This window comes from Streptosporangium amethystogenes (assembly GCF_000721075.1).
Classification (GTDB): domain Bacteria; phylum Actinomycetota; class Actinomycetes; order Streptosporangiales; family Streptosporangiaceae; genus Streptosporangium; species Streptosporangium amethystogenes.
This window is the reverse complement of record NZ_JOEQ01000008.1, coordinates 77,591-100,528: the sequence shown is the minus strand read 5'-3', so window position 1 is coordinate 100,528 and position 22,938 is coordinate 77,591. Positions and strand designations below refer to the sequence as shown.

Sequence of the window (22,938 nt, the reverse complement as noted above, 5' to 3'; positions counted from 1 at the left end):
ATGCGAAACATGAACATCTGGAGTGAGGAGTTCGGCGCCGAGACGGACACGCCGATCCTGTTGATCATGGGGTCGATGTCGCAGGGCGTCATGTGGCCGGACGAGTTCGTCGGCCGCCTGACCGCCGGAGGCCGCCGGGTGATCCGGTACGACCATCGTGACACCGGCATGTCCGGCACCGTTGACTTCGCGACCGAGCCGTACACGTGGGATGACATCAAGAGCGATGTCTACCGCGTGATGGACGCCCACGGCCTGGAGAGCGCGCATCTGGTCGGCCACTCGGCGGGCGGGCTGCTCGGCCAGCTCATCGCGGTGGAGCGGCCGGAGCGGGTGCGCTCGCTGAGCGTCATCGCCTCCTCGCCGCTCGGCGGTGGTGAGGGCCAGGTGCTCGTGCGGGCCCTGACGGGGCAGCCGCAGCCCGAGGGCGCTCTACCGGCGCCGGCGCCGGAGTTCGTGGCCTTCTACCGCGCGCTGATGGCCGCCCCGCCGCCGCAGGACCGGCGCGCGCTGATCGACGGCATGATCGCCGAGCAGCGCGTGCTGCACGGCACCGGGCTGCCGTTCGACAAGGACGCGGCGCGCCGGCTGCAGGAGCGGATCTACGACCGGGCCCGCGACCTGTCGGCGGTGGCCAACCACCGGCTGGCCGCGGCGGCCGGCCCCGACTTCGAGCCGGTGGGTGTGCTGCACCGGGTGAAGGCGCCCACGCTGGTCATCGAGGGCAGCCACGAGCCGGTCAAACCGGGTCACGGCGCGGTCATCGCCGAGCAGATCCCGGGGGCGCGGCTGATGATCGTGGCGGGCATGGGCCACACGCTGCCGCCGGAGGTGCACGAGGAGTTGGCCGCCGCCATCCTCGCGCATACAGGGCTTGATTGACAGCGGAACGGTCAGTGGCGTCAGCGAGCCGACGCGGGCGGGGTTACCGCCATCCACCGACCCGCAGGAGGGTGGGATCGAGGATCGGCTGCCTGCCGCGTGCGACCAGATGCCGTTTCCTGATGGGGAGCAGGGCCGCCGGAACGCTGAATGCCCGCCGCTCAACTGCGCAGCCGCGCGTTGAGTCGTGCGGCTTGGCGCGTGAGGTGGTCGCGTTCGGGGAGGCTGGGCGCCGATCGGGCGGCTTCGGTGTAGAGCCGTGCTGCGGTCACCGGGTCATCGTCACGCTCGTGGAGGTACGCCGCGACGGCGGTGTGGCGGGGCAGGGCGGGGTCGAGCCCCGCCAGGGCGGCCAGGCCGGCCCGCGGGCCGTCGGCCTCGCCGACCGCGACGGCCCGGTTGAGGCGGGCCACCGGGCTGTCGGTGAGGCGCACCAGTTCGTCGTACCACTCGACGATCTGCACCCAGTCGGTCTCCTCGGTCGTCCGGGCGTCGGCGTGCAGCGCGGCGATGGCGGCTTGGGTCTGGAACTCGCCCAGGCGGTCGCGGGTGAGGGCTGTCTGGAGCACGTCGACGCCCTCGGCGATCAGGCGGGTGTTCCACAGGTTGCGGTCCTGCTCGGCCAGGGGCACGAGCCTGCCGTCGGGGCCGGTCCGTGCCGGGCGCCGTGCGTGGTGCAGCAGCATGAGCGCGAGCAGGCCCGCGACCTCCTCGTGGTTGGTCTTGGCCGCCAGCCGGCGAGTGAGCCGGATCGCCTCGCCGGCGAGGTCGACGTCGCCGGAGTAGCCCTCGTTGAAGACCAGGTAGAGCACGCGCAGCACCGTGGCGACGTCGCCGGGCTGGTTGAATCGGACGCCCGAGACGGTCCGTTTGGCTCTGCTGATCCGCTGGGCCATGGTCGCCTCCGGCACGAGGTAGGCCTGCGCGATCTGAGGCGTGGTCAGGCCGCCGACCGCGCGCAGCGTGAGCGCGACGGCCGAAGCCGGTGTCAGGGACGGGTGCGCGCACAGGAAGTACAGCTGGAGCGTGTCGTCCGCCATCTGGCTCGGGCCGGGCATGGGTTCGCCCTCGACGCGTACCTCGCGGTGCCGTCGGGAGGTATCGGCGCGGGTGGCGTCGAGGAACTTACGCCAGGCCACGGTGACCAGCCAGCCCTTGGGGTCTTGCGGCGGGTCGTCCGGCCACCCGCGCACGGCCTCGACCAGGGCGTCCTGCACGGCGTCCTCGGCCGCCGCGAAGTCGGCTCCGCGACGGACGAGAACACCGATCACCGCGGGCACCAGCTCCCGCAGCAGCGACTCGTTCACTCGGTTGCCGTGGGCTGCTCGGCGTAGAACGGGCGCACCTCGAGCCACTCGTGGATCGGCTTGCCACCCGCACCCGGAGCCGCGGACAACTCGTCGGCCAGTTCGAGCGCCCGCTCGTAGGTCTCGACGTCGATCACCATCCAGCCGGCGATCAGGTCCTTGGTCTCGGCGAACGGGCCGTCGGTGACCGGCGGCCGCCCCTCGCCGTCGTAGCGGACGAACGTGCCCTTCGGGGAGAGCGCCTGACTGTCGACGAACTCGCCGGTGCCCTCCAGCCGAGCGGCGAAGTCACGCATGTACTGCATGTGGGCCGAAAGCTCCTTTGGCGTCCACTGGTCCATCGGCACGTCGTTGACCGATGCCGGCGCGCCCCGGTAGTGCTTGAGCAGCAGGTACTTGGCCATCAGGTTCTCCTCAGTGTGATACGGCCCATTGTGGCCGTGTTCACTGCGGGGACGAAGCCGCGCTCGGGTTCTCGACATCCCAGCGCGACATTTCCTGGCGGACTTCAAAAGACTTCGCACACTCCCGGGCGCCCCGGATGGGCACGGGGAGGCCCTTGGTGTCCAAGGCGCGAGAGGCCGCTGCTCGCCAGGCGCTCCGGTGATCGTCCAGTCGGGGGCGATGGCGTAGGCCGGGAAGCCGGCGAGCGCGTCCAGCAGTCGCTGCACGTGGCCGGGCGCCACCTGGCCGACCGGTTCGGAGGCCGAGGTGGGCGGCCGGGCGGGCACCGGGCGATGGCACGGCCCGCACCCGCCTGGACCTGTTCACCGCCGTCTGTGAGGCCGCCACCCCCGCCGTGCCGGACGCCGATCCGGCCCGGATCGAGGAGCAGGCGAAACCCACATCCCGCAGGGGGCCCGGCCCCCCGCTCCGGATGCCCCGTGGACACGCTCCCATACCTCAGGAGAGCGCTTTCTCCTATCCTTGTGCAATGGAACTAGCGGAGATCCGCACCTACCCCCTCAAGTCCACCAAAGGCATCTCCCGCCCATCCGCTCAAGTCCTCCCCTGGGGTCTGGAGGGCGACCGATGCTGGGCCGTGGTGGACCCGCTGGGAGAACTGATCTGGGTGGGCGAACACCCCCGGCTCCTCTCGGTTTCGGCCGTCGAGACCCCCGAAGGCGGCCTTTGCCTGTCGGCGAAGGGCATGGGCGAACTCAAGGTCCCCCCGGCCACCGGCGACACGATCCCGCTGGGTTGCTCCAACCTCGACCGAGCCGTGCTCGCCCACGCCGACGCCCATGAATGGTTCACCCGCCTGCTCGGCAAGCCCGCTCGCCTCGTCCGGCTGGACGATCCCGGATGCCGGACCATCACCGAGGAACACCGCGGCCTCTGGGACGGCCCCCTCCTGCTCGTCTCCAGGAGTTCGCTCCAGCGCCTGGACGGCTGGATCGCCGAAGGCGCCATGGAACGTCAGGAGCACCCCCCAGACCCCCTCGATGTCGCCCGTTTCCGGCCCAACGCCGTCATCGACGGCGCGGAACCCTTCGCGGAGGACGCCTGGACGTCGGTCCGCATCGGCGAGATCGACTTCGGTGTCTCGGAGTTGTGCGACCGCTGCGCCGCCACCATCTGGGATCCGGCCACTCAGGACCGCGGCAAGGAACCCCTGAGAACCCTGGCCAGACACCGCCACTGGGATGGAAAGACCTGGTTCGGCATCCGCCTGGTGCCCAGGAACCTCGGCGAGCTGAGAGTCGGCGACGAAGTCCGGCCAGGTTAGCCGGTCAGGCGCTTCAGGGCAGCCTTCAGGTGTGCCGGCGGTCCATGACCGCGGCGTAGCGCTCTGGGATGCGGCCGGTCATGGCTGCTGGTGTTGCTGCCGGGACTCCCCAGGACTCTCTTCCAAGAACACGGACCGCCTGTTTGTCGATCATGACGATCGCGGGTGACGGAGTGCTCCGGCGGAGGCCGCCATGAAGGCCGCGAGCAGGACGGGAATCCCCAGGGCGGCGGGCAGGCCGATGAGTTCGGCGGTGCCGCCGATGATGGCGGGTCCGGCGACGAGCCCGGCGTAGCCGACGGTGGCGACCTGGGCGATGGCCTGCCCGGCACGGGCCGGGTCGTGGTTTCCGGCGGCGGAGAAGACCTGGGGAACGATGGTGGCCAGGCCTAGGCCGAACAGGGCGAATCCCACGAAGGCGACGAGGGTCTGGCCGACGAGCAGGGCGGTGCCGAGGCCGAGGGCGGCGACGAGCCCGGAGTAGCGGACCAGGCGCACCGGGCCGAACCGTTGGGCGAGGTGGTCTCCCGCGAAGCGGCCGATGGTCATGGTGGTGGAGAAGACGGCGAATCCGGCGGCGGCGACGGCCTGGGGGGCGCCGAGGTTCTGGAAGAGGTAGACGGCGGTCCAGTCGTTGGCGGCGCCCTCTCCGACGAGTCCGGCGAAGGCCACGACTCCCATGAGGATGATCCAGCTGGTCCATGGGGCGCGACGTGGGGTGGTGGCGTGGGTGGCCGGGGGTGGAGTGGTGGGGAGGAGGTGGCGCCGGGCGTACAGGGAGGCGAGGGCGAGGGGGATGCCGACGGCGGTGAGGGTGGTGGCGGCACTGAGGTCGAACCAGGCGAAGAGTCCGCCGATGCCCGCGCCGATGAGTCCGCCGATGCTGAACATGCCGTGGAAGGAGGACATGATGGGGCGGCCGTAGGCGCGTTCGACTTCGACGCCGTGGGCGTTCATGGAGACGTCGAGGGAGGCGTTGACGAGGCCGAAGAGGAAGAGGGTGGCGATGAGGGCGGGCAGGGTGGTGGCGTAGCCGGGGGGGATGACGGTCAGCGAGGTGGCGATGGCGGCGGGGGTGAGGAGGCGGGCGCTGCCGAGGCGGTCGGTGAGGCGTCCGGCGAAGCGCATGCCGGTGATGAGTCCGATGGCCACGGCGAGGAGTCCGTAGCTGAGCTGGCCGTCGCTGAGGTCGAGGGTGTGTTTGACGGCGGGGATGCGGGCGGCCCAGGCCCCGGAGACGGTGCCGAGGAGGATGAAGAAGTAGGAGACGGCTCGGCGGGCGTTGGTGGGGTGTTGGTGTGTGGTGGTCATGAGCGTCCCCGGGTGTGTTGGATCCGGGGCGTTATTCAATCATGGTGGGGTGTTGGTGTGTGGTGTGTGGACCGGTGGTGTACAAGGGGGGAAGGCCGGTGACGTCGGCGGTTGGTGTGCGGCAGGGGGGTGGGGAGGTGTACAGGTTTTTGTTGCGCGTCCCTGCGGCAGGTTTCGTTGTCGGGGTGCCGGCACACCGGTTTGCCGTGTCCTTTTCGCCGTAGACCGGAAATGAGTGATCTGTCTTGTCCCGTCGCCGTGCCCATATCGCGATGGTCGGCATCCCCGCCGTCAGTCACGTTCTGCCCAGCCTGGAGGTCATCCGTGAGCTGGTGGTTCGCGGCCACCGGGTGACCTACGCCAACGGTTCGGCGGTGGCCGACCTGGTCACGGCCACCGGTGCCGAGTTCGTCCCCTACGGTTCGGTCCTGCCGGTCGCCGACAACGACTGGCCGGATGACCCGATCGCCGCGATGGGCGTCTTCCTGGACGACGCGGTTCAGGTCCTTCCGCAGTTGCGTGCCGCCTATGACCATGATCGTGCGGATCTTTATCTGTACGACATCGGCGCCTATGCCGCGCGTGCTCTCGCCGAGGCGCAGGGCCGTCCTGTCCTGCAGTTGTCCCCGACGTTCGTGGCGTGGGAGGGCTATGACCAGCAGGTCGCGGCGTCGTTGTGGGAGCTGCCGGGGGCTGATGCCTACCGGGCGAGGTTCGCGCGGTGGCTCGCCGGGTGTGGCGCCTCCACCATGGATGTGGATGTTTTCTCCGGTCGTCCCGCGCGGGCTCTGGCGTTGATTCCCCGGGCCATGCAGCCGCACGCGGATCGGGTGGACGCCGATGTGGTGACGTTCGTCGGTCCCTGTTTCGGCGCGCGGGCAGGGCAGGGGGTCTGGAGGCGTCCGGTCGATGCCGAGAATGTGCTGCTGATCTCTTTGGGGTCGGCGTACACGCGCCGGCCGGAGTTCTACCGTCAGTGTCTGGCGGCCTTTGGTGGTCTGTCCGGCTGGCATGTTGTGCTCCAGATCGGCAGGTACACCGATCCGCGGGAACTGGGGGAGGTCGCGGCCAATGTCGAGGTGCGTTCCTGGGTGCCTCAGCTGGCGGTTCTGGAGCAGGCCGACGCGTTCGTCACCCATGCGGGTATGGGGGGCAGCAGTGAGGGGTTGTTTGCCGGGGTTCCCATGGTCGCGGTTCCGCAGGCCGTGGATCAGTTCACCAACGCCGACCGGCTTGTCGAGTTGGGGGTGGCTCGCCGTGTCGATGCCCAGGATGCCACCGCGGTGAATTTGCGGGCGGCTTTGGAGGACCTTGTCGGTGATGTGGAGGTGGCCCGGCGTTCGGCGTCGTTGCGTGCCGAGGCGCGTGCCGAGGGGGGCACGGTGCGGGCTGCGGATCTCATCGAGGAGATGCTGGGCTGATCTTGACGGGCGGTTCGCTCAGTGGACGGAGAAGCCGCCGTCGACGCAGATGGCCTGGCCGGTGATGTAGGCGCCGGCGTCGGAGGCGAGCAGGAGGGTGATGCCGGCGAAGTCGGCGGGGGTGGCGTTGCGGCCGGTCATGGAGCGGGCGGCGAGTGCTTCGACGCGGCCGGGGATGGCCTGGGCGGGTTCGGTGAGGGGGGTGAGGACGAAGCCGGGGATGATGGTGTTGGCGCAGACGCCGTGGGGGGACCAGGCTTCGGCCTGGGAGCGGGTGAGGCCGGTGATGGCGGCTTTGGAGACGCCGTAGGCGCCGCTGTCGCCGAAGGCCCTGTGGGATTGCTGGGAGCCGAGGTTGATGATGCGGCCCCAGCCGCGCCGGGCCATCCGCGGGCCGAAGTGCTGGCCGAGGAGGTAGGGGGCGGTGACGTTGACGGCCATGGTCTGGTGGTAGTCGTCGTCGGTGAGGTCGGCCATGGGGTGGCGGATGTTGTTGGCGGCGTTGTTGACCAGGATGTCGATCTCGCCGAAGTGGGTGGGGGCCTGGTCGCGGATGCGGGTGAGGTCGGCGGGGTCGGCGAGGTCCGCGCTGATGGCCGCGGCGCTGATGGCGTGGTCGTGGAGTTCGCCGAGGGTGCGGGTGAGGTGTTCGGTGCGGCGGGCGACGATGACGACGGCCGCGCCGGCGCGGCCGAGGGTGTGGGCGATGGTGCGTCCGATGCCGGAGCTGCCGCCGGTGACGAGGGCGGTGCGGCCCGCGAGGGAGAAGAGGTCGTTGGCAGGGCTGATCATAGCGACAAAACCTATCATCCCACCTTTTCGTGGGGAGGGTGATTCCGCAGGGTGGAGGCGGTCCGCTGGATCTTCTCCATGAGGTTGGACAGGTCGCGCAGGGTGTCGGTGTCGAGGTGGTACAGGATGCGGCGGAAGTCGGCGAAGCCGGCGTCGGCGATCTGCTCGGTCAGGGCCAGGCCGGCCGGGGTGAGCCCGATGCGCCGGACCCGGCGGTCGTGGGGGTCTTCGCGGCGGTCGACGAGGCCGTGGGCGACGAGGCGGTCGACGATGCCGGTGACGGTGCCGAGGCCGACGCCGAGGTGGCCGGCGAGGTCCTGGCCGGAGGCGGAGTCCTGGCAGGACAGGAAGATGACGACCTTGAGCTGGCGCATGGTCAGGTTGGAGTCGAAGAGGGGTGAGGAGGGCCGGTGCTGGGCGAACAGTCGTCCCAGGTCGCGCTGGATGGCACCGATCTGGTCGATCAGTTGTTCGCGGTTGTCGTTCACGCTCACCTCTCGCTTCCTGAGAAGGTTATCAGGAACGGTAAGCTTCCTTAAATATTCGTATGAGGCGAAGTGTTAGTCTGGGGCGAATCTTGTTGTGACATCCATTGAGGAGTCCCGCCCCCATGACCTCCTTGGCCAGGTTGAGCCTCGCCAACCGCAGCCTCGTCATACTGATCGCGCTGGTGCTCAGCGCGTTCGGTGTCTTCGCGATCCCGTCACTGAAGCAACAACTGCTGCCCTCGCTCTCGTTCCCGGGGGCGTTCGTGGTGGCCCCGTACCCGGGCGCCTCTCCCGAGATCGTCGAGGAGCAGGTCACCGAGCCGATCGAGAACAGCTTTCAGGGGCTGGAGGGTGTCACGAAGGTGACCTCGACCTCTCGGGAGGGGATGGCGCAGATCCAGGTGGCGTTCGAGTACGGCACCGACATCGACGCCTCGGTCTCGAAGATGCAGCAGGCATTGTCGCGGATCAAGACGCAGCTGCCGGCGCAGGTCGACCCGCAGGTGCTGACGGGCGGGACCGACGACATTCCGGTGGTGCAGCTGGCGGTGGGCGACAGCGGCGACCAGCGGGCCATGGCCGAGCGGCTGCAGCGGCTGGTGGTGCCGGAGCTGCAGGGTATCGAGGGAGTGCGCGAGGCGGCGGTGACGGGCACCCGCGACGAGGTGGTGACGATCACCCCGGACCTTGGGAAACTGGCGTTGCTGGGCCTGGCGCCCACGGCGGTGGCCGACCTGCTGCGCGCCAACGGCCAGCCGATTCCCGCGGGCAGCCTGACCGAGGACAAGGTGTCGCTGACGGTGCAGGTCGGCGCGCGGGTCTCGACTCTGCAGGAGCTGAAGGACCTCTACCTGACCCCCGCGGCTCCGGCGCAGGCTCCCGCGCAGGCACCGGCGCAGGCACCGGCGCAGGCACAGCCGGGAGGCGCCCGGCTTGGGGGCCAGCAGGCTCAGGCTCAGCGCCCGGCGCCGGCCCCCGAGCCGGTGCGGCTGGGCGAGGTGGCCACGGTGGAGCGGTCGCTGGCCGAGGGCACCTCGCTGACACGCACCAACGGGCAGCCGAGCCTGGGCGTGGTGGTGACGATGAAGCCGGACGGCAACGCGGTGGCGATCTCGCACGCGGTGCGCGAGAAGATACCCGGCTTCGTGCGGGCGATCGGTGACTCCTCGCAGGTGACGGTGGTCTTCGACCAGGCGCCGTACGTGGAGCGGTCGATCCATGACCTGACGACCGAGGGGCTGCTGGGGCTGACGTTCGCGGTGCTGGTCATCTTGGTCTTCCTGCTGTCGGTGCGCTCGACCCTGGTGACGGCGGCCTCCATCCCGCTGTCGGTGATCATCGCGTTGATCGCACTGTGGGTGGGTGACTACTCGCTGAACATGCTGACGCTGGGCGCGCTGACGATCGCGGTGGGCCGGGTGGTCGACGACTCGATCGTGGTGCTGGAGAACATCAAGCGCCACCTCGGCTATGGCGAGGCCAAGCGCAAGGCGGTGCTGGAGGGGGTGCGTGAGGTCAGCGGCGCGGTGACGGCCTCGACCCTGACGACCGTCGCGGTGTTCGTGCCGATCGCGGTGGTGGGCGGCATGGTGGGGCAGCTGTTCGCACCGTTCGCGATCACGGTGAGCGTGGCGCTGCTGGCGTCGCTGCTGGTGTCGCTGACCGTGGTGCCGGTGCTGGCCTACTGGTTTTTGAAGACGCCGCTGCTCTCGCCCGAGCAGGCGCGGGCGGTGCGCGAGGAGGCCGAGGCCAAGGAACTGCGCAGCCCGTTGCAGCGGGCGTACCTGCCGGTGTTGCGTTTCGCCACCCGGCGGCGGTTGGTGACGCTGCTGGTGGGGGTGGTGGTGTTCGCCGCGACGATGGGGCTGGCCGGCCGGCTGGAGACCAACTTCATCGACTCCTCGGGGCAGGACACGGTCTCGATCAGCCAGCGGATGCCCGCGGGCACGGATCTGGCGACGACGGACGCCGCGGCCAAGAAGGTCGAGGAGGTTTTGAAGTCGCTGGAGGCGGTGGGCGACTACCAGGTGAACGTGGGTGCCGGTGGCGGGCTCCAGGGCCTGACCGGCGGTGGTGGTGGCGACCGGGCCTCCTACTCGCTGACGATCAAGGAGGGCGCCGACGTCGAGGCGTTGCAGGACACGCTACGCGAGCGGCTGAAGGGGCTCTCCGACGTCGGGGAGATCACCGTGGGCGGCGCTCAGGGCGCCCCCGGCGGTTCGACCGACCAGTTGCAGGTGATCGTGCAGGCGCCGGATGTGGCGGCGTTGCGTACGGCGACCGAGACCGTGCGCGCGGCGATGGCGGACCTGGGCGGGCTGCGGGACGTGGGCTCGAACCTGGAGGCCGGCGCGCAGCGCGTCGAGGTGCGGGTCGACCGTCAAAAGGCCGCTGCCAGGGGGTTGAGCGAGACACAGATCGGGCAGCTGGTCGCGCAGCGGTTCCGCGGGATGCCGCTGGGGGAGCTGACGCTGGACGGGCGCGCCGGCACGGTGGTGCTGCGGGCCGGTGAGGCGCCCGAGGATCTCAAGGCGGTGCGCGCGCTGACGCTGCCGACGGCGGCGGGCATGGTCAGGCTGTCGCAGGTGGCCGAGGTCGCCAAGGTCGACGGTCCCACGCAGGTGACCCGGATCGACGGTGCGCGCAGCGCGACGGTGTCGGGCACGGCCGTCGGCAGCGACCTGGGTGCCGTGAGCACCGAGCTGACCGCGAAGCTGGACAAGCTGACGATGCCCGCGGGGGCGAGTTTCACCGTGGGCGGGGTCAGCGCCGACCAGGCCGAGGCGTTCGGGCAGCTGGGGCTGGCGATGCTCGCGGCGATCGCGATCGTCTTCATGATCATGGTGGCGACGTTCCGGAGCTTCGTGCAGCCGCTGATCCTGCTGGTGTCGGTGCCGTTCGCGGCGACCGGTGCGATCGGGCTGCTGCTGGCCACGGGCACGCCGCTGGGGGTGCCGGCCCTGATCGGCATGCTGATGCTGATCGGCATCGTGGTGACCAACGCGATCGTGTTGATCGACCTGATCAACCAGTACCGCGAGCAGGGCATGGGCATCGTGGAGGCGGTGATCGAGGGGGGCCGGCGACGGCTGCGGCCGATCCTGATGACCGCGGTGGCGACGATCTTCGCGTTGATTCCGATGGCGCTGGGGCTGACCGGTTCGGGTGGGTTCATCTCCCAGCCGCTGGCGATCGTGGTGATCGGCGGGCTGCTGTCGTCGACGCTGCTGACGCTGGTGCTGGTGCCGACCCTGTACGTGATGGTGGAGCGGCTCAAGGAGCGGCTGCGGCTTGCCGTCAAGGACGGGGGCTCGCGGCCGGAGCTGAAGGTCTACGACAAAGACGAGCTGGCGCCGGCCAGGCAGTAAGGTCGCCGACCGGGCCCGAAGCAGGCCCGAGACAGGCCCGTGAGCCGGTCGTCGCACGGTGCGCACCGCGCGACGACCGGCTTTTCCCGTTGCCGCCGGGCCCGCTCCGGCAGGCGCGCCCGCCCGGCTCCCAACCCTGGGCGGGGCGGGGCGGGCGGGCGGGCGGAATATACTGACGCAACGTGACTGCCAAGCCGCGTATCCCCAATGTCCTTGCCGCCCGCTACGCCTCACCGCAGCTGGCCCGCCTGTGGTCCTCCGAGTACAAGGTGGTGGCCGAGCGGCGCCTGTGGCTGGCCGTGCTGGCCGCGCAGGCCCGGCTGGGGGTGGACGTCCCGCCCGAGGCGGTGGCCGACTACGAGAAGGTCGTCGAGCACGTCGACCTGGAGTCGATCGCCGCCCGTGAGCGCGTCACCCGCCATGACGTCAAGGCCCGCATCGAGGAGTTCAACGCGCTGGCCGGGCACGAGCAGGTGCACAAGGGCATGACCTCCAGGGATCTGACCGAGAACGTCGAGCAGCTGCAGATCCGCGACAGCCTGGTGCTGGTGCGAGACCGGTGCGTGGCGCTGCTGGCCGGACTGGCGGCGCTGGCGGCCGAGCACTCGCAGCTGGTGATGGCCGGGCGTTCGCACAACGTGGCCGCGCAGTCCACGACGCTGGGCAAGCGCTTCGCCTCGGCCGCCGACGAACTGCTGGTGGCGTTCTCCCGGCTGGAGGAGTTGATCGGCCGCTACCCGCTGCGTGGCGTCAAGGGACCGGTGGGCACCGCCCAGGACATGCTGGACCTGCTGGGCGGGGACGCGGCCAAGCTGGGCGCGCTGGAGGACGAGGTGGCCGCGCATCTGGGGTTCGCCCACCGGCTGACCAGCGTGGGACAGGTGTATCCGCGCTCGCTGGACTACGAGGCGCTCACCGCGCTGGTGCAGCTGGCCGCGGCGCCCTCCTCGCTGGCCAAGACGATCCGGCTGATGGCCGGGCACGAACTGGTCACCGAGGGATTCGCCCAGGGGCAGGTGGGGTCCTCGGCGATGCCGCACAAGATGAACACCCGCTCGTGTGAGCGGGTCAACGGGCTGACGGTGATCCTGCGCGGGTATGCGTCGATGGCCGGGGAACTGGCGGGCGACCAGTGGAACGAGGGCGATGTGTCGTGTTCGGTGGTGCGCCGGGTGGCGTTGCCGGACGCGTTCTTCGCCTTCGACGGGCTGGTGGAGACCATGTTGACGGTGCTGGCGGAGTTCGGCGCCTTCCCCGCGGTGATCGCCGCCGAGCTGGAGCGCTACCTGCCGTTCCTGTCCACCACGAAGATGTTGATGGCCGCGGTGCGATCCGGGCTGGGCCGCGAGAGCGCCCATGAGTTGATCAAGGAGCACGCGGTGGCCTCGGCGCTGGCCATGCGCGAGGGCGCCGGCGGCAACGAACTGCTCGCCCGCCTGGCGGCCGACGAGCGCTTCCCGCTGGATGGGGCGGCGCTGGAGGGCCTGCTGGGCGAGCCGCTCTCCTTCACCGGGGCGGCCACCTCGCAGGTGGCGGCGGTCGTGGCCCGCGTGCAGGAGGTCGTGACCCGCTACCCGCAGGCGGCCGCCTACCGGCCCGGGGCGATTCTCTGAACAGCGCGCCGGGGGCGCCGAGGGTATTGCGCGAGGTGGCCGAGGTCGCCGCCGCCTGCGGCGGCGACCCGCTCGTGCTGTGGGGTGCCCAGGGGATGGCGCGGGGGGTACGGGCCTGGGCGCTGGGGGAGGCGGTCGCGGTGGCCTGTCCCGATCTCAACCGCCGCGACCGCCTGACGGTGTGCGGCGAACCCGAGCAGGTGGCCGCGCTGGCGCAGTGGGCGCTGGAGCGGGTCGGCCCCTCCTACCGGGTGGTGGGCAGCCGGGCACTGGTAGGGCAGGTGGCCGCCTGTTCACCGGGGCTGCGCCTGCTGGGCGCCTTCGAGTGGATGGACACCCACCGGCTCAGCCCCGTCCTCAGCCCCGTCCTCAGCGCGGGACCGGGGCGGGCACGGCGGCGGGCGCGGTGGCTGGACCCGAAGGAGGACGACGAGGTGAGCGCCCTGCTCGCGGCTGCGGCGCCCTCCTCGTGGGCGGCGCCCGGGGTGGCCGGCGTACGCCGCTGGGCGGGCGTGCGCGACGAGGACGGCGTCCTGGTCGCGGTGGCCGCCGACGCCTGGTCCTGCCCGCAGGTGGGCTTCGTCGCCGGGGTCGCCACCGCCGCGCGCCGTCGCGGCGCCGGGTACGGCGAGGCGGTGTGCCGCCTGGCGCTGGGCGACCTGCTCACCGCACACGGCCGCGTCGCGCTGATGGTCGACACCGCCAACCACACCGCGCTCGCCCTGTACGGGCGGCTGGGCCTGCGCCTTCGCCCGCTGGCCGCCGCGGCCCTGGACGGTGCCTGAGACCGGCCTTTGGGCAGGGGCGGGAAAACCTGGTGCGGGGCGAGGGCGCGGCGGGCAGAGTGGACGAAATGATGTCTGGTTTCATACCTGGTCTGGAGCTTTCTCGTACTTTCTACACCCAGATCGTGCGGCCGATCGTGGCCGAGGTGCCGCACAGTGCCGCGCTGGTCGGCGCCGGTTCCGAGGTACTGGCGTTCGACACCGAACGCTCCACCGACCATGACTGGGGTCCTCGGGTGGTCCTCTTCGTCGAGGAGCGCCGGATCGAGCAGGTTCGCCGCGCCGTCGACGGCGGCCTGCCGGAGGTTTTTCGCGGCTACCCCACCGCTGTGACCGGTGCCGGTGGGCACGGCGTGTACGTCGGTGACGCGGCGGCCTGGTTCACCGGGCGGCTCGGCTTCGACCCGCTGCGGGGGGTGAGCCTGCTGGACTGGCTGTCGACCCCCTGGCAGAAACTGGCGGAGGTCACCTGCGGGGAGGTCTTCCACGACGGCCTGGATGTCCTGGAACGTGTTCGCGGCGCGCTGCGCTGGTACCCGCCGGATCTGGAGCGCTACGTGCTGGCCGGGCAGTGGAGGCGCCTGGCTCAGCAGGAGGCCTTCCCCGGGCGGTGCGGGGAGGTCGGCGACGATCTGGGCTCGGCGCTGGCCACCGCCGGCCTGGCCCGCGATCTGATGCGCCTGGTGCTGTTGCTGCGCCGCCGCTACCCGCCGTACGCCAAATGGCTGGGCAGTGCCTTCGCGCGCCTGTCGGGTACGGCCGAGCCCGCAGAGGCTCTGTCGGCGGCGGTGGCGGCCACCGGGTGGCGGGAGCGCGAGGAGCATCTGGGGACGGTCTACCGGCGGGTGGCGGCCCTGTACAACCGGATGGGGGTGGGCCCGGCGCTGGAGGGGAGTCTGCGGGCGTATCATCGGCGGCCCTTCCAGGTCATCGACGCCGGCCGGTTCGCCGACGCCCTCAGCGGCGCCATCGTCGACGCCCGGGTGCGGGCGCTGCCCGCGGTGGGGTCGGTCGACCAGTTCGGCGACTGTGCCGACCTGCTGGCCGATCCGCGGCGCTGCCGGGCGGCCACCCGCGCCATCCTGGATCTGTGAGGCCAGGCCGGAGCGATCAGGCCGGAACGATCAGACGGTGGCCGGTTCGCGGCGGGCGAACATCCGCCGCTCGAACCACAGCGTGGCCAGTGGCGGCACCGCGCACACCAGGCCGACGACGAGTGTGCCCAGGCTCCAGCGGGCCTGGCGGGCGGCGACCAGCAGTGCGACCAGGTAGAGCACGAACAGGGCGCCGTGCACCGGCCCGAAGATCTTCACCCCGAGGTCGCCGGTGGCGGTCACGTACTTGAAGTACATGCCGATGAGCAGTCCCGTCCACGAACACGCCTCGGCGAACGCCACATAACGGAACAGACGCAGGGCGAGCGGCAGAGTCGGCACGGCGAAGTACACCTCTCCTCAAAAGGGGTGATCCGAAAATGAGATATCCGGGCGGATCGGGCAATGGCCTTCAGCCTATGGGGGTGGAGGGCCGGTCGGCCCGCCGGGGGAGCGCCGACGTCGGCGAAAGAGCCCGGAACACAACGACCCTTGACCTCAACCAAAGTTCAGCTTCTAGGGTCGTGTCGTGACCGCGCCGGTGGTCTCACCCCCAGAGCGCGGGAAACCGGGACCCCAGAAAGCACGGTGATGTGTGATGAGCATGGAAATGGCCGCCTGGCATTCGCTGTACGGCGCGATGAACGCCCAGCGCGACCGGCGGCCGTTCTCGGCCGCCACACTGCGGCGCGTCGCAGCCTTCGCCCGCCCGCACCGCGCCCTGCTGGCCTGGTTCCTGCTGCTGAGCGTCGTCTCGGCGGTGCTCGCGGTGGCCACCCCGGTGCTGGCCGGGCAGGTGATCGACGCGATCGTCACCGGCGCCGCGGTGGGTACCGTGGCAGGGATCGCCGGGCTGATCGCGGTGATCGCGCTGGCCGAGGCGGCACTGGGCCTGGTGACCAGATGGATGTCGGCGAACCTCGGCGAGGGACTGATCCTGCGGCTACGCGGCGCCGTCTTCGACCACGTACAGCGCATGCCGGTCGCCTTCTTCACCCGCACCCGCACCGGCGCACTGGTCAGCCGGTTGAACAGCGACGTCATCGGCGCCCAGCGCGCCTTCAGCGACACCCTGTCGGGGGTCGTGGGCAACCTGGTCACCCTCACCCTGACCCTGGCGGTGATGATCGGCATCTCCTGGCAGCTGACCGTGCTGGCGCTGGTGCTGCTGCCGGTGTTCGTGCTGCCGGCCCGGCGTGTCGGCGCCCGGCTGGCCTGGCTGGAACGCGAGGCCGCCGACCACAACGCGGCCATGAGCACGCAGATGACCGAGCGCTTCTCCGCGCCCGGCGCCACCTTGGTCAAACTGTTCGGCCGCCCCGAAAGGGAGTCGGCCGAGTTCCTGGCACGGGCGCGGCGGGTACGCGACATCGGGGTACGCACCGCGATGGTGCGCTCGGTGTTCGTCACCGCCCTCACCCTGGTCTCGGCGCTGGCACTGGCCCTGGTGTACGGCCTGGGCGGCTTCTACGCGCTGAGCCGGCAGCTGGAGCCGGGCGCGGTGGTGGCGCTGGCATTGCTGCTGACCCGCCTGTACGCGCCGCTGACGGCGCTGGCCGGCGCCCGGGTGGAGGTGATGAGCGCCCTGGTCAGCTTCGAGCGGGTCTTTGAGATCCTCGACCTGAAACCCCTCATCACCGACAGGCCGAACGCCAAGACCGTGCCCGAGGGGCCGCTGAGCGTGGAGTTCGACCAGGTCGGTTTCGCCTACCCGTCGGCCGAGAAGGTGTCGCTGGCCTCGCTGGAGGAGGTCGCCGCCCTGGACGCGCGCGGCGGCGAGGCGGTGCTGCACGAGGTGTCCTTCCGCGCCGAGGCCGGGCAACTGGTCGCGCTGGTGGGCTCCTCCGGAGCCGGCAAGTCGACGATCGCGCAGCTGCTGGCCCGCCTGTACGACGTCGACAGCGGCGCGGTACGACTGTCGGGGGTGGACGTGCGCGAGCTGTCGGCGGCCTCGATCCGCCAGACACTGGGCATGGTGACCCAGGACGGGCACCTGTTTCACGACTCGATCCGGGCCAACCTGCTGCTGGCCCGGCCGGAGGCCGAACCCGGGGAACTGTGGGAGGTGCTGCGGCGCGCCCGGCTGGCCGACCTGGTCGCGGCGCTGCCCGAGGGCCTGGACACCGTGGTCGGCGAACGCGGCTACCGCCTCTCCGGCGGTGAGCGCCAGCGACTGACCATCGCCAGGCTGCTGCTGGCCCGGCCGCGGCTGGTGGTGCTGGACGAGGCCACCGCGCACCTGGACTCCACCTCCGAGGCCGCGGTGCAGGAGGCCCTGGCCGAGGCGCTGGCCGGCCGGACCGCGCTGGTCATCGCCCACCGGCTGTCGACGGTCCGCGCCGCGGACCTGATCCTGGTCATCGAGGACGGGCGCGTCGCCGAGCGCGGCACGCACACCGAGCTGCTGGCCGCCGGCGGCCGCTACGCCCAGCTGCACCGCACCCAGTTCGACCAGCGGACCGCCTCCAGGCAAGACCTGGGGGAGGAGTTCTCCGCCGTACCCGCCCGCTGAGCGTCGCCCGCACCGTGCCGGGCAGGGTCACGCACCCCCCGCGTCCTCACGGCGGGGGGCAGCAGGCGCGGCCCGTCGGTCCGCCCCGCCGCGTGCACCACGTGGCCGCTGTCACCCGGGCACCCACCCGGCACGCCCGCGGTGATACACCGGTAGCGGTATTATTAGCACGCTTGCTAGGATCCGGCACATGGTGCGACCCCCGCTGACCGAACTTGACCGCGAACGAGGCCACCGCCTGGGCACGCTCCTGCGCCAGGCACGCGGCACCCGCAGCATGACCGAGGTCGCCGCCGCCGCGGGCCTGTCCGCCGAAACCCTCCGCAAGATCGAAACAGGCCGCATCCCCACCCCGGCCTTCTTCACCATCGCCGCGCTCGCCGCCGCCCTCAACATCTCCCTGGACGTGCTGGCCGAGGTGTGCGCCGACGAACGCGCCGCCTGACCCAGCCACCACCTGCGGCAACGGGGACACGCCCGGCGCCGGCTATGCCGACGCCGCAGGCCCAGACCTTCGCGCCCCCTGGGCGGAGACCGATCCCGACGCCCCCGCGCCGCGGACGGCCGGGCCGCGCAGCAACGGATGCGAACGCATCGCCACCTCCAGCTCCCCGGGCAGCTCATCGCGGTAACGCCCCAGCGTCGCCAGATCACTGTGTCCCAGAACCCGGCGCACCGCGTCCATGTCCACCGCGTCGGCCAGCAGATGAGTGGCCGTGGTGTGCCGCAACCCGTGCGGCGTCACCGAACGACGCCGATCGGGGTCCACCCCCCGCTGCACCCGGTCGATCACCGCCTGCACATCCCCGCGCGCCAGACGCCGGCCCCGCCACGACAGCAGCAACGCCTTGTCGGGGGAGGCGATCCGCCCCCGTGCCAGATAGGCCTCCAGCACCAGCGTCACATCACCGGGCAGCGGCACGTCCCGGGTCTTACCGCCCTTACCGAAGATCCGCCAGTAACGCACCCCGTCGTTGGTGTAGAAGTCCTCCACATTGGCCCGCACCAGCTCCGACACCCGCGGCCCCATCGTCGACAGCATCAGCACGATCAGCCCGTCGCGCAACTCGGTGTTCTGATCACGACGGCGCCTGCGCCCCGAGCCCGCCGCCTCCTTCGCCGCCACCCCCTCCGGCCCGCCGCCCAGGTCACGTGCCGCACCGATCAACCCCTGGGCCTGCTCACGGGTCAGCGCCCGCCGCTCCGGCCGCAGCCCCCCGCGCTCCCTGGCCGTGACCGTCGCCATCGCCATCGGATTGACCTGCACCCATCCGACCAGCACCGCGTGCTTGAACAACGCCGACACCGAGCGCCGAAACCGCGCCTGCGAGGAGGCGGACTGCAACGCCCCCGAGACGGCCTCCGGCTGTGAGCGCCGCCGCCCGTCCGGCTTGCGCGCGAAGGCCAGCAGAACGGCGTCCACCTCCTCGCCCGTCAGGTCATCCAAGACCACCTCCTCGCCGACCAACTGCACAAAGGTGGTCACATCACGCGCGTACACCTCCGCCGTTGACATCGACAACGCACCGGTCAGGGTCCTGGCCCGCACCAGCTCCACGTAACGGTCGGCGCACTCACCCACACTGAGACGATTCAGATCAGCCGGCCGCATGATCCCGACAACACCCCTTTCCGTATCCAACCCACCCCGGGGGGAGGGGAGAGGCCGGTGACCGACCGGGGGAGAGCGGTCTTGCGCCCGCGCCCGGGGGATCACCGGTCATGTCCATGCCCCCACGGTAGAGGAGTAGCCGCTCCGCGAAGCCCTGGCGAAAGTCCGTGCACCCGCGCATCATGCGAGATGCCGGTGGGTCCGCCCCACGTCGCGTCACGGCAGACGTTGCGGCCACCACACGGCGATAACCCACCCCGCAAACACTTGCGCCTGCCGGGGGAGTACGCCACATTCCTCATCGGAGGAATACCGGCTCATGATCACTAACATAGGCAGTGGGTGTCCAAGAACGGAAACTCCCTTACTTTGCGACCGGTGACACAGACCGGGCGGAGAGCCTGAGTGACCGTGTCACCTACAAGATCGCCAGTCTGCTTCAAACCCTTTGACTCTCACATTCAGACCCCGCTCGCCCGGACGGAGAAGCTCGGCGGCAGCCGGAGGCCGGAGCACACCCGCAACGGGACGGCCGGCCGTGTTCACCGATCCCGACGGCAACGCCGTCGGCCTGCTGGACCGGTAAATCCGTTCGACCGCCAGGGCCGACAACCGCCACGATGAACCTGATGTTCCGAGCGTAGTAACACCTCGACTCCACCAAGGGGATGGTCGCCGACCACCCCCCAGTCATCGATGTGCGAAACCAAGGACTCATCATGCAGATTCACGAATACGCGAGCTTTGACGCCATCGGCCTCCGTGACCTCATCAAAGCGGGACAGGTCACCGCCGCCGAGGTCGAGGCCGTCGCCCGAGAGGCCATCACGATCGCGGACGCCGTACTGAACGGGCTGGCGCTACCCCCGTTCGATCCCGCGCTCGGCCACGTTGCGGACGGCCCCCTGGCCGGGGTGCCGTTCCTGATCAAAGACCACGGACCGGTAGCCGAGGGCGTGCCGTTCTTCCTCGGCAGCCGGGCACTACCGGGCATCCTCGCCCAGCGCGACACCGACCTGATGACCCGCTTCAAGGTCGCCGGACTGGTCACGCTCGGCCTCACCACCGTGCCGGAGATGATGCTCAGCTTCTCCACCGAATCCCTCAGGTACGGACCCACCCGCAACCCCTGGGATCGTGATCACGGCGTCGGCGGATCGAGCGGCGGCGCCGCAGCCCTGGTCGCGGCCGGCGCCGTCCCGCTCGCGCATGCCAGCGACGGCGCCGGATCCATCCGGGTCCCCGCGTCCTGCTGCGGGCTGGTCGGGCTCAAGCCAAGCCGGGGCCGCACCCCGTGCGGTCCCGACATGGGCGAACCGATGCTCGGCATGGCATACGAATTCGGGCTCACCCGCACCGTCCGCGACGCCGCCCACCTGCTTGACGCCGTACACGGGCCTGGCATCGGCGACAAGTACACCGCGCTGGAACAAGCCATACCCTGGCACCGGCGAACCCCGGCCTTCTCCGTCGGGAGAAGTTGACCAGCGGCGCGACCATCACCCCTGATCGAAAATGCCTTCAACCGCCGACCGCCCGGCACCGGACCCCGTTGATCTCGAAAGCGGGCCGTGAGGGGCGAAAGACCCTGTCCTCCCGCGGCGGGATCAGGACCTGTGGCCCTGGGGCCGGGCCTTCCGACGGGGTCTGATGGGAGAAGAAGGGAGAACAGCCATGTCTGCTCTGATCATCGCCGGAACCGACGGCTCCACCGGCGCGACCGCCGCCGTCGAATGGGCCGCCGACGACGCCGCTCGTACGGGCCTGCCGCTGCGCATCGTCACCGCCGTGCACCGCTGGCCGAACGACCTCTCCAGGTTCGTCGCCCCCGACGGAGAGGACCTGATGACCAGGGGCGCCCGCAGGATACTGGACGAAGCCGAGGCGACGGCACGCACCCGGCACCCCGCCATCGAGGTGAGCACCGCTCTGATCGAGGGCTTGCCCCCGGTGGTCCTGCGTGACCAGGGACAGGACGCCACGGAGATCGTCATCGGCAGCCGAGGCCTCGGCGGGTTCGCTGGAGCCGTCATCGGTTCCGTCAGCATGCACGTCGCCGGACACGCGCACTGCCCAGTCGTCGTGGTCCGCCCCGGCCAGGTGCCGACGCACGGCGAGATCGGCGAGATCGGCGAGATCACGGTCGGCATCGACGACTCCGACGCCTGCGAACCCGCCCTCGCCTACGCCTTCGAACAGGCGAAGCTGCGCGGCTGCACGCTACGCGCGATCTACGCCTGGCAACTGCCCGTGCACGCCTACGCCCCCGAGATCGCCTACGACATGGACGAGATCCGCATCGCCCAACACGCAGTCGTGGCCGACAGACTCGCCACCTGGCAGCAGAAGTATCCCGAGGTGAGCCTCATCGAGAACGTCCGGTGCGCGCACCCGGTCGAAGCGCTCACCAAAGCCTCCACCGGCAGCGACCTGCTCGTCGTCGGCTCCCACGGTCGCGGCGCCCTCGGCTCACTGCTGCTGGGCTCGGTCAGCCGGGGCGTCCTGCACCACGCGCACTGCGCCGTGGCAGTCGTCCGCTCATAGGAACGCTCAAAGGAATCACGAAAACGGAGGAAGAAGATGCCGATCAAAGTGAGTGACGTGATGGGCCGCACCGCCATCGCCGTACGGCAGGACGCGGGCTTCGCCGACATCGTGAAGGTGATGCGGCGCTTCGCCGTGGGCGCGGTGACGGTCATCGACCTGGACCGCCGTCCGATCGGGGTGGTGTCCCAAGACGACCTGCTGCTCAAGGAGAGCGACACGATGCGCCACAGCATCTCGATCTTCGAGAGCACCGCCCGCCGCCGCGAGCACGACAAGGCCGCGGCGGTCATGGCGAAGGACCTGATGACCTCACCCGCGATCACCGTCACCCCGGGCATGCCCGCCCGGGACGCGGCACGACTCATGCACGACAAGAAGATCGAACAGCTCCCGGTGATCGACCCGGTGACCGGCCGCATCGCCGGCATCCTGCACCGATCAGGCCTGCTGCGTGTCTTCGACCGCCCCGAGGCCGAACTGCGGGCCGAGGCCGAAGCCGTCGCCCGCGACCTGACCGGAACCGACGTGGCGATCGGCGTCGAGAACGGCGTGGTGACACTCGAAGGCAAGGTCGAACACCGCTCACAGGCCGTCCGGCTCATCCAGGCGATCCGCCGCCTCGAAGGCGTCATCGACGTCACCTCGCGGCTCGAGCACGGAAACGACGACCTGCTCGTCATCCCGCCACTGCTGTAGACCGCCGCCATGAAAGGAGGCGACGCGTGGACGACGGTCACCTCACCTTCATCCTCCTGGTCGCGCCGGGCCCGCCTGGAGGCGGGCCCGGCGAATCCCCTGCCTCGACGACCATGGGGGAGGGGAACGGTCTCAGGTGGTTCCGCATCGAGCCCGTGCCGCTCTCAACGAAGGAGCACTTATGACACGTTCGCACAAGCGCTGGCGTGACCTCTCCGACCGGCAACGGGCGGCGATTTTGACGCTGGTCTCCATAGAGCTGTCGCTCACCGCCACGGCGGCCACAGACCTGTGGTGCAGGCCCGCTGGGCAGATCCGGGGACGTAAGGCGCTGTGGTGGCCGTTGCTACTCGTCCAGCCCCTCGGCCCGATCGCCTACCTCATGCTGGGCCGCACCTCACCCCATTAGCCAGTGCGACGTTCCTTACCGGAAGTACGGAGACATATTAGTATAAATCTACATTGTAAAGGCGTTTGGTAGATTTAAGACAAAACAAGACAAAACGGACTAAAGGCAGCCAGCAAATACAGAATCGGCCGGCGGTTCGGTGCTTGCGTCAAGGACAGCCATCCGAGTGGGGGAGCGGGACCTGAAGGTGGACTACGCGCTCAGTGAATGAGGCCCGGGCTCGTATCGCCGACGGCGTGCCTCCCAACACCCGGCACGTATGAGCGTCAACATCCGCCCACGACGGCACCACGGGGGAGTGACGGACCAACTACGCGACCGCATGCTGTTCGCGTTGCCGGCCGAAAGCGGGATGAGACTCTGCGGATCGAC

The 22,938-nt window shown here is 70.3% G+C and carries 20 protein-coding genes; 13 read left to right on the top strand and 7 right to left on the bottom strand.

Features of this window, described 5'->3' with window-relative positions; translation table 11 throughout:
* The gene (locus tag IG98_RS0114355) at positions 1 to 882 is read left to right on the top strand and encodes an alpha/beta hydrolase (protein WP_030911391.1); all 882 of its coding nucleotides are present in this window, start codon (positions 1 to 3) and stop codon (positions 880 to 882) included.
* Positions 883 to 1,043: 161 nt separating this feature from the next.
* Here IG98_RS0114355 and IG98_RS0114350 read toward each other — a convergent pair whose 3' ends face one another.
* A complete protein-coding gene (locus IG98_RS0114350) occupies positions 1,044 to 2,189 on the bottom strand; it encodes an RNA polymerase sigma factor (protein ID WP_030911388.1) in 1,146 nt (381 codons plus the stop codon).
* Entirely contained in the window at positions 2,186 to 2,593 is a 408-nt protein-coding gene (locus IG98_RS0114345; protein WP_030911385.1) for a YciI family protein, read from the bottom strand. Before IG98_RS0114345 ends, IG98_RS0114350 begins: the two co-directional genes overlap by 4 nt.
* A gap of 530 nt (positions 2,594 to 3,123) precedes the next feature.
* On the opposite strand from IG98_RS0114345, the gene IG98_RS0114340 reads away from it, so the two are divergent.
* Positions 3,124 to 3,918, top strand: a complete 795-nt coding sequence (locus IG98_RS0114340) for an MOSC domain-containing protein (RefSeq protein ID WP_030911382.1) — start codon at positions 3,124 to 3,126, stop codon at positions 3,916 to 3,918.
* A 150-nt stretch (positions 3,919 to 4,068) separates the two neighbouring features.
* On the opposite strand, the gene IG98_RS0114335 is transcribed toward IG98_RS0114340, so the two are convergent.
* Positions 4,069 to 5,229 carry an MFS transporter gene (locus IG98_RS0114335; RefSeq protein ID WP_030911379.1) on the bottom strand — a complete coding sequence of 387 codons (1,161 nt, stop codon included), beginning with the start codon at positions 5,227 to 5,229 and terminating at the stop codon, positions 4,069 to 4,071.
* Positions 5,230 to 5,501: 272 nt separating this feature from the next.
* Here IG98_RS0114335 and IG98_RS0114330 point away from each other — a divergent pair, with 272 nt between their 5' ends.
* Positions 5,502 to 6,650: a macrolide family glycosyltransferase gene (locus IG98_RS0114330; protein WP_030911377.1), complete on the top strand. Its 1,149-nt coding sequence runs from the start codon at positions 5,502 to 5,504 to the stop codon at positions 6,648 to 6,650.
* An 18-nt stretch (positions 6,651 to 6,668) separates the two neighbouring features.
* On the opposite strand, the gene IG98_RS0114325 is transcribed toward IG98_RS0114330, so the two are convergent.
* Positions 6,669 to 7,442: an SDR family NAD(P)-dependent oxidoreductase gene (locus IG98_RS0114325; protein WP_030911374.1), complete on the bottom strand. Its 774-nt coding sequence runs from the start codon at positions 7,440 to 7,442 to the stop codon at positions 6,669 to 6,671.
* Positions 7,443 to 7,456: 14 nt separating this feature from the next.
* On the bottom strand, positions 7,457 to 7,936 hold the full coding sequence (locus tag IG98_RS0114320) for a MarR family winged helix-turn-helix transcriptional regulator (protein WP_037970280.1): 480 nt from the start codon (positions 7,934 to 7,936) through the stop codon (positions 7,457 to 7,459).
* 116 nt (positions 7,937 to 8,052) lie between these two features.
* Between IG98_RS0114320 and IG98_RS0114315 the strand changes: the two genes are divergently transcribed.
* The 4 genes from IG98_RS0114315 (at position 8,053) to IG98_RS54270 (ending at position 14,790) form a co-directional block, all read left to right on the top strand.
* On the top strand, positions 8,053 to 11,298 hold the full coding sequence (locus tag IG98_RS0114315) for an efflux RND transporter permease subunit (RefSeq protein ID WP_030911368.1): 3,246 nt from the start codon (positions 8,053 to 8,055) through the stop codon (positions 11,296 to 11,298).
* 182 nt (positions 11,299 to 11,480) lie between these two features.
* Entirely contained in the window at positions 11,481 to 12,911 is a 1,431-nt protein-coding gene (gene purB / locus IG98_RS0114310) for an adenylosuccinate lyase (protein ID WP_030911354.1), read from the top strand.
* Positions 12,912 to 12,946: 35 nt separating this feature from the next.
* Positions 12,947 to 13,696: a GNAT family N-acetyltransferase gene (locus tag IG98_RS0114305; RefSeq protein WP_030911352.1), complete on the top strand. Its 750-nt coding sequence runs from the start codon at positions 12,947 to 12,949 to the stop codon at positions 13,694 to 13,696.
* A gap of 125 nt (positions 13,697 to 13,821) precedes the next feature.
* Positions 13,822 to 14,790 carry a DUF4037 domain-containing protein gene (locus IG98_RS54270; RefSeq protein ID WP_281178478.1) on the top strand — a complete coding sequence of 323 codons (969 nt, stop codon included), beginning with the start codon at positions 13,822 to 13,824 and terminating at the stop codon, positions 14,788 to 14,790.
* A 30-nt stretch (positions 14,791 to 14,820) separates the two neighbouring features.
* Here IG98_RS54270 and IG98_RS0114295 read toward each other — a convergent pair whose 3' ends face one another.
* Positions 14,821 to 15,132, bottom strand: coding sequence for a DUF3817 domain-containing protein (locus IG98_RS0114295; RefSeq protein WP_030911348.1), 312 nt, complete (start codon positions 15,130 to 15,132; stop codon positions 14,821 to 14,823).
* Between the two features lie 256 nt (positions 15,133 to 15,388).
* On the opposite strand from IG98_RS0114295, the gene IG98_RS0114290 reads away from it, so the two are divergent.
* Together IG98_RS0114290 and IG98_RS0114285 are read left to right on the top strand one after the other, a co-directional pair.
* Entirely contained in the window at positions 15,389 to 17,302 is a 1,914-nt protein-coding gene (locus tag IG98_RS0114290; protein WP_030911345.1) for an ABC transporter ATP-binding protein, read from the top strand.
* A gap of 190 nt (positions 17,303 to 17,492) precedes the next feature.
* Entirely contained in the window at positions 17,493 to 17,747 is a 255-nt protein-coding gene (locus tag IG98_RS0114285; RefSeq protein WP_030911342.1) for a helix-turn-helix domain-containing protein, read from the top strand.
* A 42-nt stretch (positions 17,748 to 17,789) separates the two neighbouring features.
* On the opposite strand, the gene IG98_RS0114280 is transcribed toward IG98_RS0114285, so the two are convergent.
* Positions 17,790 to 18,884, bottom strand: coding sequence for a tyrosine-type recombinase/integrase (locus tag IG98_RS0114280; protein WP_245651554.1), 1,095 nt, complete (start codon positions 18,882 to 18,884; stop codon positions 17,790 to 17,792).
* 749 nt (positions 18,885 to 19,633) lie between these two features.
* Here IG98_RS0114280 and IG98_RS0114275 point away from each other — a divergent pair.
* From IG98_RS0114275 to IG98_RS0114255, 4 genes are all read left to right on the top strand, one after another.
* Positions 19,634 to 20,398 (top strand): amidase family protein, encoded by a 765-nt coding sequence (locus IG98_RS0114275; protein WP_084195348.1) that lies wholly within the window; start codon positions 19,634 to 19,636, stop codon positions 20,396 to 20,398.
* Positions 20,399 to 20,588: 190 nt separating this feature from the next.
* Positions 20,589 to 21,458: a universal stress protein gene (locus IG98_RS0114270; RefSeq protein WP_030911332.1), complete on the top strand. Its 870-nt coding sequence runs from the start codon at positions 20,589 to 20,591 to the stop codon at positions 21,456 to 21,458.
* Between the two features lie 36 nt (positions 21,459 to 21,494).
* On the top strand, positions 21,495 to 22,157 hold the full coding sequence (locus IG98_RS0114265; protein WP_030911330.1) for a CBS domain-containing protein: 663 nt from the start codon (positions 21,495 to 21,497) through the stop codon (positions 22,155 to 22,157).
* 181 nt (positions 22,158 to 22,338) lie between these two features.
* Positions 22,339 to 22,566 (top strand): PLDc N-terminal domain-containing protein, encoded by a 228-nt coding sequence (locus IG98_RS0114255; protein WP_030911326.1) that lies wholly within the window; start codon positions 22,339 to 22,341, stop codon positions 22,564 to 22,566.
* Positions 22,567 to 22,938: the final 372 nt, after the last annotated feature.